We start from the raw sequence: 12,882 nt of genomic DNA on the forward strand, positions 1-12,882 counted from the left end.
CTCGACTCGGTGAGGTGTATGGGGGCAATAGAGCATATACAGGCACAGGCCCTGCATCGCAGGGAGTATGCCCTGAGCGTGATCAAGAATGTGCAGTTGATGTCCGCCATCGACACGGCACGGCTTGCGCTCGGGTTGAATATGCTGGCTCAACATGGCCGTATCGCCTTTCATTTCCACCCGGACAGAATCGACTCCCGCGGTTGGCCCGTGTTGGCCGGTATGCTGGCCGACGGTATTTACAAGACCCAGTTTGAAACCCGGGTATCCAACGGCAAACTCTCGCCTCAGGTTGGTGGTCCGCGAGATCATTGGGAAAACCAGCTGTTTGGCGACTGTTATCGTGGCGCCAGAGGGCGCCCAAAATACGGCGCCCTGGATCTGGGCATGCACCAAAACGGCCCCTCGGCCCGTTTCGGCAGTTGTTATCTGTTGTCATCACCTGCGTTGCTGCACCGCTGCACGTTCAGCTATCTGGACTCCTGCCGAGAGCCCAGGGAAAAAGGCACTGCGGCCTGCTTTGAAGATATTTTTGCCGCACTGTTCAACGAGTGCTTTGAGCGTAGTTCGGCATTGGGTGTAAGTCAGTTGCGCCCGGCGGCCTTGGTCGATTATCTAGTTAATGCCTTGCCTTCGGGGGTGGCAGCCAGGTTTGAGCGCCCCATGAGCGGTGACCTGGATCATTACATTGAGGCTCAATGCCATGGTGAGCTGGTGATAGGTGAAGACTTGACTCACTTGGTGGCCGATCCGGCATTCAAAGGCACAGAGATGGAGATTCTGATGCAGCGCTTGTGTGACAAGTACCGACTGCAGCTGTGTTGGCATCAGGGCTATCAAATGCCGGTTGACCAAGTGCCGCCAGATTTTCGCGGTGCCGCCATGCCCAAGCTCGCCGCCTTGGTGGCACCGGATGGCCTGCTCGATGCCCGTCTGATAGGGGAGGCGGCACTGGCACTGCATAAAGATCCGCAGCAGTGGCGCATGCATGGCAATGAAACCGAGCTCAAGCAGCAGCTCAAGTTGCTGTGGCATGTGCTGGTGCGTTTTGGTCACAGCCGTTGAGGGCACTCCATCTCTGGTCGGTTGTCTCGATTGAGCTGGTATTACCCCGTGAGTATGCACCGTGTGCTCACGGCGGTAGCTGTGCCATCGAAGCGAACCACTAGCGTTAAGTAGAACTAGCGTTAAGTAGATTGTGGGGATGGCGTTAACCTGGGCTTAATCCGTTCGGCTTAAGATACGATTATTTGATCTGGCGCAAATTTTGTGAGTCCGGTAACAGTTCCTTGGCGGCGGGTTTCTTCCCTTGGCAATGCCTGCGATACTGCTTGCCTACCGAACGATTCGCCTTAGGTCAAGCTATTGCCTTGCGGCTTTGGCAGCAATAGAGTCATTAGCTGATTTTGCAGTAGGATCCCATGGACAAATCCTTAGAGAAACAACTCGGTCGCTGGCTCAAAGCGCAGCAATCTGCCTGTGGCCCCTTCCTTAAACTCTCTGTGTTGTTGGGCGTGCTCAACGGCCTGGCGCTGGTGGGCCAGGCCTGGGTGCTGGCCACTGTGTTGCAGGGGCTGATCATCGACGAGCTAGAGAGGCAGGCGTTTATTCCGCATATGTTGGCCTTTGCCACTCTGGTGTTGCTGCGAGCGGTGATCGCTTGGCTCAGAGAGCGAGTCAGCTTCGAGGCCGGCAGACGCCTTAGAGAGCAGATGCGCGCCGCCGTGCTCAATAAGCTTGAGCGCCTGGGGCCGGCCTTTGTCAATGGCAAGCCTGTCGGCAGCTGGGCCAGTATAGTGCTGGAACAGATAGAAGACTTGCAGGATTTCTACGGCCGTTACCTGCCGCAGATGAGCCTGGCGGCTTTTATTCCGCTGATCATCTTGGTATGTGTTTTCCCCATCAACTGGGCCGGTGGCCTGATATTGCTCGGCACAGCTCCCCTTATTCCACTGTTTATGGTCTTGGTCGGCATGGGCGCCGCCGATGCCAACCGCAAGCATTTCAGTGCGCTGCAGCAATTGAGCGGCCACTTTATGGATCGCCTCAAGGCTTTGCCGACACTCAAGCTTTTCTATCGCGCCGAAGCGGAGCAGCGCGCCATAGGCAAGGCTTCGGAAGACTTTCGTGAGCGTACCATGGCGGTGCTCAGAATGGCGTTTCTCAGCTCCGCCGTGCTGGAGTTTTTCGCCGCGGTATCCATCGCCATTTTGGCGGTGTATTTCGGCTTCAGTTATCTGGGGCACCTGGACTTTGGCCATTACGGCATGGGTATCAGCCTGTTTACCGGGATGTTTGTACTGATTTTGGCACCAGAGTTTTATCAGCCGCTGCGCGACATGGGCACTCACTACCATGCCAAGGCCCAGGCGGTGGGCGCCGCCGAATCCTTGATGGCACTGCTGGAATTGCCTGAGCCACTCAAGCGTGGCGAACAGCCCCTCTCCGGTGAGAGTATTGAACTGCAGGCCAGGGATCTCAAGGTGTTGAGCATAGACGGCGTGCCTTTACTCGGGCCGCTGAGTTTTAGCTTAGCGGCGGGCGAGAAGTTGGCCTTGGTGGGCCCGAGTGGCGCTGGTAAAACCAGCCTGCTCAACGCTCTGCTGGGGTTTCTGCCCTATGAGGGCAGCTTAAAGCTCAATGGTATTGAACTGGCCGAGCTGGATCCTGCCGCCTGGCGTAGCCGTATCGCTTGGCTTGGCCAGAATCCTCAGCTGTTCCACGGCACCATCGCCGATAATCTGCGCCTCGGCCAGCCCGAGCTGACCGAGGCGCAATTGTGGGATTATCTGCAACAGGCCAAGGTGGCCGACTATGTTCGCGCCTTGCCGGATGGGCTGGCGCATCAATTGGATGAATACAGCGGAGGCCTGTCTGTGGGGCAAGCGCAGCGGTTGGCTTTGGCCCGTGCCCTTGGGCGTCAGGCGCAGCTGTTTATGCTCGATGAGCCCAGCGCCAGCCTCGATAGCCAGAGTGAACAACTGGTGCTTAGTGCGCTGTGGCAGGCGATGGCCGGTAAGAGCTGCCTGATGGTGACCCACAGATTGGATCAACTGGATCGGATGGACAGAGTCCTGGTGCTGGATCAGGGAAAACTGGTGCAGCAGGGCATCTTTGCCGAGCTCAAAGCGCAGCCGGGCTTGCTGGCGCAGATGTTGGATGAGCTGCCGCTGGCGGTCTCCCTCGATGATACGTCAAAGGCATCGCCGCCGCCGATTGCTGCGGCCGCTGAGCCGGAAGCCGGGTCAGACTCAAAACCCGCGTCTGAGTCAAAGTCAGAGTCAAATCCAGAGTCAGGGGAGGAGCGCTGAGATGAAGCTGTTACTGCCCTTTATCCGTCTGTTCCGCCGCCAGTCTTTGATGATGTTTGTCGGCCTGCTGCTGACAGTAACGACCCTAATGGCCGGTATTGGCCTGTTGTCGCTCTCCGGCTGGTTCTTATCTGCTACGGCAGTGGCCGGTCTGGCTCTGGCGACGGCGGAAACCTTCAACTACTTTACTCCGGCGGGCGGGGTGCGTTTCCTCTCCATTGCCCGCACGGCAAGCCGCTACGGTGAAAGGCTGGCTACCCATGAGGCCACTTTCAGGATCCTGACCGATCTCAGGTTATGGGCCTGGCGCTCTTTGCTGCCTTTGAGTGAACGCAATCTATCCGGGATGCGCCGCGGCGATCTGCTCAACCGTTTGGTGGCCGATATCGACACGCTGGATCACCTGTATCTGAGGTTGTTGACGCCGCTGACGGCCTTCTTGCTGATGTTGCTGGCATTGACCACCTTTATCGGTTGGTTTGATCTCAACTTGGCTCTCCTGCTTTGTACTGGCCTCTTGCTCAGTTGGTTGTTGTTGCCGAGTGTGTTCTATCTGCTTGGCAGGCAGCCCGGGCGCGAGTTGATTGAAGCGCGGCGCAGCTACCGGGTACGGCTGCTGGAGTGGTTGTCCGGCCAGGCGGAGCTGAGTTTGTTCTCCGATGCCAAAGGCGGCGCTGCTGAAAGCTTTCGGGCGGAACTCGACCGCGCCGAGCAGAGCTGGTTTGCCAGTCAGAAGGCAATGGCGGCGATCACCGGCCTGAGCCAGGCCATGTTGATCCTCTGTCACGGCTTGTTGGTGTTGCTGTTGCTCTGGTTTGCCGCCGCAGGAGTTGGGCCGGCCGTGCCTCCCGGGCCTTTGCTGGCCATGGTTTTGTTTGCCACTCTGGCCTGTATCGAGATGATGATGCCGCTGGCCGGCGCCTTTCAACATCTGTCTTCTGTGCTCTTGGCCGCCAAGCGGGTATCTGAGCTGACAGAGCAGCGCTCCGACATTGAATTCCCTACCGTCTCGGCAGCCATGCCCGAGAGCGGCGCCCTTAGCATCAAAGATGTGCATTTCGGTTACACAGATACCCAGCCAGTGCTGCAGGGCTTGTCGTTGCAGGTCTCGGCGGGCAGCAAGGTGGCGCTCCTTGGGAAAACCGGCTCGGGTAAGTCCAGCCTGCTGACCTTGATAACCCGTCAGTGGCAGCCGCAGCAGGGTGACATATTGCTGGGCGGCGTGCCTGTGGCCTCCTTGGATGAAAAGACCTTGCGGGCTTCCATGACAGTGGTCAGTCAACGGGTGCAACTGCTCAGCGCCAGTCTCAGAGATAACCTGCAGCTGGCCTTGCCGGAAAAAGTTACCGATGACACGCTAGCCGAGGTGCTGCGCCAGGTTGGGCTGGAGGGGCTGCTTGAGGGTGAGGGGCTCAAAGCCTGGATAGGTGAGGGCGGGCGTCAGCTATCCGGTGGCGAGCAGCGCCGGATCGGCGTGGCTCGTGCATTGCTGCGGGATGCGCCGCTGCTGCTGCTTGATGAGCCCACAGAGGGGCTGGATCGGCGTACCGAGCAGGAGATCCTCAAGTTGCTGCTGCAGTTTGCCAAAGATAAGACGCTGGTGATGATAAGCCATCGCTTAACCGGTATGGCGCAGATGGATGCCATTCACCTGTTGGATGAAGGCAAGCTAGTGGCCAGCGGCAGCCATGAGCAGTTGCTGCAGGAGTCAACTGCCTACAGCGCCCTGTATCAGAGGTTACACTGAGCCGCAGAGGTTCAAAAAGAGACTCGAGAAGAGGCTCAAGTTAGCTTATTCAAAGGGATGCATCGGCATCCCTTTTTGCTTTAAAAGCGCTAAATTCTCGCCTGGATCACAGATCCCATACGGGTTCAAAGTCAGAATAGAGTTATTGGCATATGCCAATAACCAATAAGGATACTCCCATGCCCAGACCCAGAAAATGCCGCCGCCTGCAGCATGGCACGCCCTGCCGCTTCTATAAACCCAACGGCATTCCAGCCTCAGCCCTGGAGGCGGTCGCCTTGGCGGCCGATGAGTTTGAGGCCCTGGCGCTAGCCGACTTTCGCGGTCTGGCGCAACAAGAGGCCGCCGAGCAGATGGGGATATCCAGACAGACCTTTGGTAACTTGATTAAGCAGGCACGCCATAAGCTGGCCAAGGCCCTGATAGAGGGACAGATGCTGGAGTTGCCCCACACTGAGGAACAGAGATGATAGTGATACCCTTGAGCCGGGGCCGCTTGGCCAGGCATTTTACCAAGGCCAAAGAACTGGCCTTTTATGATAACCACCATAACCACTGTTTTACCCTGGATAATCCGGCAGCCGCAGGCGGTAACTGCGCCGCCAAAAAGGCGATGCTGCAACTTATCAAGGACAAAGGTGGCCGCATTGTGTTGGTGGATCAAATCGGCGAGCGAATGTTGGGTAAGCTGCTCGATGGCGGCATCAGCGTTTGTCGGCCAGGCAAAGAGAGCAGCGATATAGCCGCTTTGCTGGTTGCGGCCAGCGATATTCAGTTGCGGCTGACCAATGCCGCGGCTGGACGTCCATCACTCAAACATCAAGCCAAAGGAGGTTGTGGTGGCTGTGGTTGCCATGGTCATAATGAAACCGGCGCAGCTTGTCATGGTGATGATCATGGCCATGAAGCGGAAGCGAAAGGCGGTTGTGGCGGCTGTGGCTGTAAGAGCCGCTCCGACGCCAAGCTAAAACCTCTTGGTGACCCGTTAAACCAGCAAGGCAAGTTGAGTTACGCAGGCTTCAGGCCTTTGCGATAAAGCCGTCTACAGAAATAGATACAAGAGTGCCGGCAGAAAGCCGGCACTCTTTTGCCCAAAACCTTGGGTTAGCAAAGTCTTGCGCTATCAATCATCCAGGCGGCACTGGCTCAGCAGTTCGCCACTGAAGCGGCATTCCAGGTCGACCCTCTTGCCGATATGAGGCTTGAGGCTGTCGTCGCTGGCCTTATAACCCCAGAGGCTGGCGCCTTGACCGTCATCATTGACCAAGCCCTTGAGCTCTATGTCCGCTTCCTGCACCTCAGGTTCGATTTCCATTACCAGGAATTGGCCATTTTGCTCTGATCCTTCAACCTGTACCCAGGTGCCGTTGAGGCTGGCTTGGTTCAAACCATCTTCAAAGCGGGTCTGAGGCGTCAGTGTCAGCACTATGCCGTTGATGCTGAATACACTGGCCTCATACACTGCCTTGCCTTCAACCTCGAAGCCGTGGCCTGCAATTACAGGAGGCTGACTCTGTTTCTCAAATTCAATTTCGGTGGCCTTCAGCTCTTGAGTATCGTCTTGCCACAGGCCTTCCACATCGACCAAGGCACCGGGTTTGAGATCGGCAACAGTGCCATCTTCAAAGAGAGTCTTGCCATCCAGTGTCACTTGCCATTTTTGGTTCAGGGTAAAGCGGGTTTGCAACTCGTTGACCCAGGTAACCTGACCTTCAAGTTCCACCTCAGTGCCGTTGTCCAAATCCGGGGCGCGTTCGACTTCCACTTCAGAAGCCAGTAATACTTCACCCTGATATTGACCTTCAACTTCTACCCAGGAACCATTGGCCAGCGTGCCTTCTACCTGCACGGCATTGGCACCATAGTCCACCTGCATGCTACCGATATAGAACTGCTTCAGATGGGTGTCCAGCTTGCTTACCCGGCCTTCAACTTCCATCTCTTGCCTGTCATTGTCGATAGCAAAGTAGGTGGCCTTGAACTGGTTATCACTCAGGTTATAACCACTGATCTCAACTATGTCACCGGCCTTGATTTTACTTATGTCCAGCCCAGTCACCCGGTAGCCGGCCACAACAGCTTGCTCGCCATCAATAGCGCTCACCGGGGAAACCAGCACAGGGTCATAATCCACGCTGGTGGCACTGCTGCCATCTGTCTTGATGTTGAGCTGCATACCGGGTTTCAGCTCGGCGACACTGGCCTTGGTTTCATTGATTTCAACACTGGCCCGGGCCGCCGGGATTGCTACACCATTGACCCAGAGCTTATCCGTATCGACCTTTTGCAGGGTACCTTGGATAGTCTTGGCCAAAGTGGAAACCGGCGGTTGGGGATCGGGATTGTTCGGCTCATTGGAGTCTGAACCGCCACAGGCGCTCAGTCCGGCAACGAGAGGAACCAGCCATATGCTTCTTTGCATTCTGTTCTCCTTAGGGTCATGGATTTCAACAACGGCGGCAGAATAAACAACTGCAGATGAGGCCAAGATGAGGAGGGAATTAAACTTTGTTAATAATCGGGTGTTGCCGTTAATAAATAGCGGGTTACTGTGAAAATCCCCGTGCTGTAGTGGTTTTTTTCTGAAGCGGTTATGGGAATAAATCTCCCATATTGGCCGCAATTGAGGCACAAACATGCGGTTGCAGCGCAATCAATGCGCTTTGATGTTTTTTGCCTTGTAGGAGCCAGGCTTTTATCCCGTAGGAAAACATTAATAGCTAAAAAAGAGAACAAGTTACTACTTGGCTCAACACCTTTTTATGGCTAAAGTTATCTGTATTAGGAAAGTCGTGACAATGATGTCCACCCTCAATCAGGAAGATACTATGAACCCTACCAAAGAAAGCTCCTTGGATTTGGAAGTGATCAGTTTACTGGAAGACAAGCAAAAGATTCTTGCAATTAAACACCTGCGTGAACGTGAGAACTTGAGCCTAAAAGAGGCAAAGAGGAAGGTGGAAGACTATTTGCAGGGGCATCCGGAACTGGAATTGGCCGACCAAGAGCCGGGGAGCGGCAATGCAATGGTCTGGATAGTGCTGGTGGCATTGGCCGCAGCTGCAGCCTTGGCAGTTTCTACTCAGTTGTAGGTTTTGAAATATCTCTACTTCTGGCTGCTAAAATCCAAGTTTTTTTAAACTTTCCTCATTTCTAGGTAAAGAGAATTGAATTTTTCCAATTCTCTTTGCATCTTTTGCCATTTTTGACTAATTGTTGAGCCTGAGTCGAGAAAACTCACGGAAGCGATTGGCTTGAATGTGGTACCTTTGCCCGCTTTGATTTTGACAAGATGACGCCCTTGTGCGGCGGGGACATAACAATGAATAACAAACACTGGATTGGCAACATCGGCGTGCAAGTCGTGATTGCCATGTTTTTGGGGGCGGCTGTCGGCTGGTGGTTGGGCAAAGATGCCAGCATGTTTGCCCCATTGGGGACTATTTTTATCCACCTAATCAAGATGTTGGTCATTCCTCTGGTATTGGTGGCCATCATCTCCGGTGCCGCCAGCCTGGGGGATACGCCATCGGCTGGGAAAATCGGTCTCGGAACATTCGGCTTCTTTATTGTGACTTCGGGCATTGCCGTGGCGATGGCATTGGCGCTGGGAAACCTGTTTGAACCGGGCAAGGGTGTTGATTTTACCGCTCACAGTATGACGGATCTGATGGAAGTCACCAAGGAGCAGGGCGATCTCCCCGGGGTGATGGATACCTTCATCGGCATGATACCAACCAATGTGTTTGAGTCGCTGACAGGCGGCAATATTCTGCAGATCCTGGTGTTCAGTATCTTCTTCGGCATAGCACTGACCAAGGTCAAGGGCGATGGTGCCAAGCCGATCCTCGGCGCGCTCAACGCCATCACAGAGGCCATGGTATGGATGATCAACTGTGTGATGCTGGTGGCCCCCATAGGCGTATTCGGTCTGATGGCTGACTCAGTCGGCACCTTTGGTTTTGAAGCCCTGGAGGTGGTATTTAAACTGTTCATCGTCTTCGTTGGGGCAATTTTGATTTATGGTTTCATCTTCTTCCCCTTGGTGGTGCAACTGTTTTCCAAGGTGTCGGCGGCACGCTTTATCAGTGCAATGAAAAAGCCACAGGTCATGGCGCTGTCCACAGCTTCCTCCATGGCAACCTTGCCGGTGAATATGGAAACTTGTGAGCAGGAGTTGAAAGTCTCAAAAGCCACGGCTTCTTTCGTATTGCCGTTGGGTGCCACCATCAATATGAGCGGCAACGCCATCTATTATGGTTTGGTCGCCATGTTCTTTGCCCAAATGTATAACATTGATCTGAGCCTTGCCGCCTATGCGGCTATCATCTTCACCTCCACCTTGGGCGCTATTGGCCAGGCCGGGGTGCCGGGACCTTCTTTCCTGGTGGTGGCCGTATTACTGGCGGCCAAGATCCCTATTGATGGGCTGCCACTGCTGTTTGCCCTCGACCGGGTATTTGACATGATACGTACATCGCTGAATATTACCGGCGATGCAGCCTGCGCTCTGGTGATGGACAACTTTTGTCCCGAGGAAGCCAAGAGCTGATAGCGTGAGTTTGTTTGCCGTGAGCAGGTAATAAAAAGCCAGGAAACTATTCCTGGCTTTTTTCATGGGTGGAGATTATTCCGCATCACCCAGTGATAGCAGAGTGGCATTGCCACCTATGGCTGTGATGTTGTTGGTGCGGGTCTTTTCTGTCATAAAGCGGGTCAGGTAGTGTGGCCCGCCAGCCTTGGGGCCTGTGCCGGAAAGCCCCTGACCACCGAAGGGCTGTACACCCACCACAGCGCCAATCTGGTTACGGTTGATATAGACGTTACCTACATTGACTCGGTCGGCAACGCTCAGGGCGTGGCCTTCATTGCGGCTGTGGATTCCCAGAGTCAGACCAAAGCCTGTGCTGTTGATATCGGCAATCACCTTGTCCAGCTCTGAGGCTTTGAAACGGATAACGTGCAGTATCGGGCCGAAATGTTCTTTCTCCAGCACCTTGATGGAATCGATTTCCACCGCTGTTGGAGCAACGAAATGGCCATCCTTACAGTCAGCGGGCAGCTCCACCTGTTTGATAAGCTTGCCTACCTGTTTGATGTGCTCGATATGAGCGTTGAGATTAGCCTTGGCTGTGGCATCGATCACAGGGCCGACATCTGTCTTCACTGAACCTGGATAGCCAATGCTGAGTTCATCCATGGCACCCTTGAGGATCTCCAGTACCCGATCGGCGATATCTTCCTGCAGATAGAGTACCCGTAGCGCCGAGCAGCGCTGGCCGGCACTGGTAAAAGAAGAGGCAACCACATCGTTGACCACTTGCTCCGGCTGGGAGGTGGAGTCTACCACCATGGCATTTTGACCACCGGTTTCGGCGATAAGCGGAATGATGGCGCCTTCGCGGGCAGCCAGAGCACGGTTGATCACCTTGGCCGTGCCGGTAGAACCTGTGAAGCATACGCCGCCAATACGTTCGTCGCTGGTCAGTGCGGCGCCGACACTGGCGCCTGTGCCCGGCAGGAATTGCAGCACTTCTTTGGGGATCCCGGCTTCATGGGCCAGTTGTACGGCGCGGTAACCCACCAGGCAGGTTTGCTCGGCAGGTTTGGCGATAACCGTGTTGCCGGCAGCAAGGGCAGCAGTCACCTGACCGAGGAAAATCGCCAACGGGAAGTTCCAGGGGCTGATACAGACAAAGACACCGCGGCCTTGAACAAACAGCTCGTTCAATTCGCCGGTCGGCCCAGGGAGTAGCTCGGGCTTGCTCATCATCTTCTTGGCCTGCACCGCATAGTAGCGGCAGAAGTCGATGGCTTCGCGGACTTCATCTATGCCGTCCTGCAGGCTCTTGCCTGCTTCGCGGGTACAGAGCACGATCAGCTCTTCGCGATTTTCTTCCAGCAGGTCGGCCAGTTTTTGCAGCGCGTTGGCGCGCTTTTCCACCGGTGTGCGACACCAGGCAGGGAAAGCTGCGACGGCTGAACTGATGGCCTGCTCGACGGCTTGGTTGTCGGCAAAAACCACCTGACCGACGGTTTGTGTCGTGTCATAGGGGCTGACAACCGCCTTTGACTCGCCGCTCAGGGTTTCACCATTGATCAGCGGGCCGCCATGCCATTGATGAGTCTTGAACTGATCCAGTGCTGCGAAGAAGGGTTCGGCTTCAGAGAGAATGTTCATATTGAGTCCCTTGGAGTTTTTGCGTTCACTGCCAAAAATGTCGGCAGGCTTCACTATCTTGTTATTGGCCAGGGTTTTGTATTGTTTGACTGTCACCAGAGGGTGGGTGATCAGTGAATCGATCGGTGTCTTGGGATCCACCAACTTATGCACAAATGAAGTGTTGGCACCGTTTTCCAGTAGACGGCGCACCAGATAGGGCAGCAGATCTTTATGGGCACCTATCGGGGCATAAATTCTGACGGTGCGAGCTCGGCTTTCCGCCAAAATAGTGTCGTACAGTTCCTGTCCCATGCCATGAAGACGCTGGAATTCAAACTCACGATCGCCGGCCATATCGCTGATGGCCGCGACCGTCTGGGCGTTATGGCTGGCAAATTGTGGATAGATGGCACCACGGGTCTTGTCCGACAGCAGGAAACGGGCACAGGCCAAATAGGAGAGATCCGTCCCCACCTTGCGGGTGTAGAGAGGGTAACCGGCTTCACCTGCCTGTTGAGCCCACTTGAGTTCGCTGTCCCAATAAGCGCCTTTCACCAGTCGCAGCGGGATTTCATCGCCTTGCTCTTTGGCAAGCTTGGTCAGCCACAGGAGTACAGGCAGTGCCCGTTTGGAGTATGCCTGCACCACTATTCCCAAAAGGCCCCAGCCCTTGGCGGCTTCTGAGTTGTATAGCTTGCGGAACAGCTTGAGCGACAACTCAAGACGGTCTACCTCTTCGGCATCGATAGAGATACCGACATTCAGGCTGCGAGCCTGCTCAATCAGTTTGATCACTGTGGCATACAACTCGGACATGACTCTGTCTTCATTGGCCACTTCATAGCGGGGATGCAGCGCCGACAGTTTGATGGAAATCGTCGGTCTGGGCGCCTGGGATTCATCGTACTGCTGGGCTCCCAATTCGCTGATGGCGTGGGAGTAATCCTGGAAGTATTTCTGGGCGTCTCTCTGGGTCAGTGCGGCTTCACCCAGCATGTCGTAAGAGTGGGTATAGCCCTGCTTGCGCTTGTCTTCACTGTTTTTCAGCGCTTCTTTAACTGTGCGGCCGAGTACGAACTGTTTGCCCATGATCTTCATGGCGGCATACATGGCTTGACGGATCACCGGCTCACCCAGGCGATTAACCAAGCGCTTCAATAAGTTGCTTGGACTGCCATCCAGGTTGCGATCCAGTTTGACGATTTTGCCCGTCAGCATCAGGCCCCATGTCGAGGCGTTGACCAATACAGAATCACTCTTTGATAGATGCTCGTCCCATTTGGCACCTGATAGCTTGTCTTCAATCAGGGCATCGGCCGTTTCCGGATCCGGGATCCGCAGCAGGGCTTCGGCCAGGCACATGAGTATGATGCCTTCCTGAGTCTCAAGGCTGTATTGCTGTAAAAAAGCGTCTATACCTACCATCAGACCTTTTTTGTCATATTGACGAACCTTGCTGACCAAGTCGTGGGCGCGACGGGTCACACGCTCTATGGTTTCGTCACTCGACGGGACTAGCTTGATCAGATCGGACAGATATTGCTCTTCGTCGACAATATAGTTGTCACTGATGGCTTTAAAGAGTTCGTCGAGATTGGCGCTATCATAGTGGCCTGCCAGAACTTCACTCGCTTTGAACATAGTTATCGCTTCCATCTAAG

9 protein-coding genes are annotated in these 12,882 nt (G+C 54.9%); 7 read left to right on the forward strand and 2 right to left on the reverse strand.

Annotated elements, in window-relative coordinates; genetic code table 11:
* The first annotated feature begins 18 nt into the window (after nt 1-18).
* The 5 genes from ACSHSR_RS03890 (at nt 19) to ACSHSR_RS03910 (ending at nt 6,094) form a co-directional block, all read left to right on the forward strand.
* Nucleotides 19-1,065, forward strand: a complete 1,047-nt coding sequence (locus ACSHSR_RS03890) for a DUF3626 domain-containing protein (protein WP_144191303.1) — start codon at nt 19-21, stop codon at nt 1,063-1,065.
* Nucleotides 1,066-1,421: 356 nt separating this feature from the next.
* A complete protein-coding gene (gene cydD / locus ACSHSR_RS03895; RefSeq protein WP_208185063.1) occupies nt 1,422-3,311 on the forward strand; it encodes a heme ABC transporter permease/ATP-binding protein CydD in 1,890 nt (629 codons plus the stop codon).
* Between the two features lies 1 nt (nt 3,312).
* Nucleotides 3,313-5,058, forward strand: coding sequence for a heme ABC transporter ATP-binding protein/permease CydC (gene cydC, locus ACSHSR_RS03900; protein WP_479631275.1), 1,746 nt, complete (start codon nt 3,313-3,315; stop codon nt 5,056-5,058).
* A 179-nt stretch (nt 5,059-5,237) separates the two neighbouring features.
* Nucleotides 5,238-5,528, forward strand: a complete 291-nt coding sequence (locus ACSHSR_RS03905) for a DUF134 domain-containing protein (RefSeq protein WP_025888568.1) — start codon at nt 5,238-5,240, stop codon at nt 5,526-5,528.
* Nucleotides 5,525-6,094: a NifB/NifX family molybdenum-iron cluster-binding protein gene (locus tag ACSHSR_RS03910; protein WP_479631276.1), complete on the forward strand. Its 570-nt coding sequence runs from the start codon at nt 5,525-5,527 to the stop codon at nt 6,092-6,094. Before ACSHSR_RS03905 ends, ACSHSR_RS03910 begins: the two co-directional genes overlap by 4 nt.
* Nucleotides 6,095-6,181: 87 nt before the next feature.
* Here ACSHSR_RS03910 and ACSHSR_RS03915 read toward each other — a convergent pair whose 3' ends face one another.
* Complete coding sequence (locus ACSHSR_RS03915) at nt 6,182-7,480, reverse strand: DUF5666 domain-containing protein (protein WP_144224895.1); 1,299 nt, start codon at nt 7,478-7,480, stop codon at nt 6,182-6,184.
* Between the two features lie 376 nt (nt 7,481-7,856).
* Between ACSHSR_RS03915 and ACSHSR_RS03920 the strand changes: the two genes are divergently transcribed.
* The gene (locus ACSHSR_RS03920; RefSeq protein ID WP_062793526.1) at nt 7,857-8,150 is read left to right on the forward strand and encodes a hypothetical protein; all 294 of its coding nucleotides are present in this window, start codon (nt 7,857-7,859) and stop codon (nt 8,148-8,150) included.
* A 230-nt stretch (nt 8,151-8,380) separates the two neighbouring features.
* Nucleotides 8,381-9,610, forward strand: coding sequence for a dicarboxylate/amino acid:cation symporter (locus ACSHSR_RS03925; protein ID WP_025010350.1), 1,230 nt, complete (start codon nt 8,381-8,383; stop codon nt 9,608-9,610).
* Nucleotides 9,611-9,685: 75 nt separating this feature from the next.
* Here the strand turns inward: ACSHSR_RS03925 and putA are convergent, their stop codons facing one another.
* Complete coding sequence (gene putA / locus ACSHSR_RS03930) at nt 9,686-12,877, reverse strand: bifunctional proline dehydrogenase/L-glutamate gamma-semialdehyde dehydrogenase PutA (protein WP_170946755.1); 3,192 nt, start codon at nt 12,875-12,877, stop codon at nt 9,686-9,688.
* Between the last annotated feature and the right edge of the window lie 5 nt (nt 12,878-12,882).

The sequence above is a fragment of the Shewanella sp. VK101 genome (genome assembly GCF_056497865.1).

Excerpts from the sequence above, each read along its gene's own strand:
- ACSHSR_RS03890 (WP_144191303.1), top strand. The coding sequence starts at position 19 with ATGGGGGCAATAGAGCATATACAGGCACAGGCCCTGCATCGCAGGGAG.
- cydD (WP_208185063.1), top strand. The coding sequence starts at position 1,422 with ATGGACAAATCCTTAGAGAAACAACTCGGTCGCTGGCTCAAAGCGCAG.
- cydC (WP_479631275.1), top strand. The coding sequence starts at position 3,313 with ATGAAGCTGTTACTGCCCTTTATCCGTCTGTTCCGCCGCCAGTCTTTG.
- ACSHSR_RS03905 (WP_025888568.1), top strand. The coding sequence starts at position 5,238 with ATGCCCAGACCCAGAAAATGCCGCCGCCTGCAGCATGGCACGCCCTGC.
- ACSHSR_RS03910 (WP_479631276.1), top strand. The coding sequence starts at position 5,525 with ATGATAGTGATACCCTTGAGCCGGGGCCGCTTGGCCAGGCATTTTACC.
- ACSHSR_RS03915 (WP_144224895.1), bottom strand. The coding sequence starts at position 7,480 with ATGCAAAGAAGCATATGGCTGGTTCCTCTCGTTGCCGGACTGAGCGCC.
- ACSHSR_RS03920 (WP_062793526.1), top strand. The coding sequence starts at position 7,857 with ATGATGTCCACCCTCAATCAGGAAGATACTATGAACCCTACCAAAGAA.
- ACSHSR_RS03925 (WP_025010350.1), top strand. The coding sequence starts at position 8,381 with ATGAATAACAAACACTGGATTGGCAACATCGGCGTGCAAGTCGTGATT.
- putA (WP_170946755.1), bottom strand. The coding sequence starts at position 12,877 with ATGGAAGCGATAACTATGTTCAAAGCGAGTGAAGTTCTGGCAGGCCAC.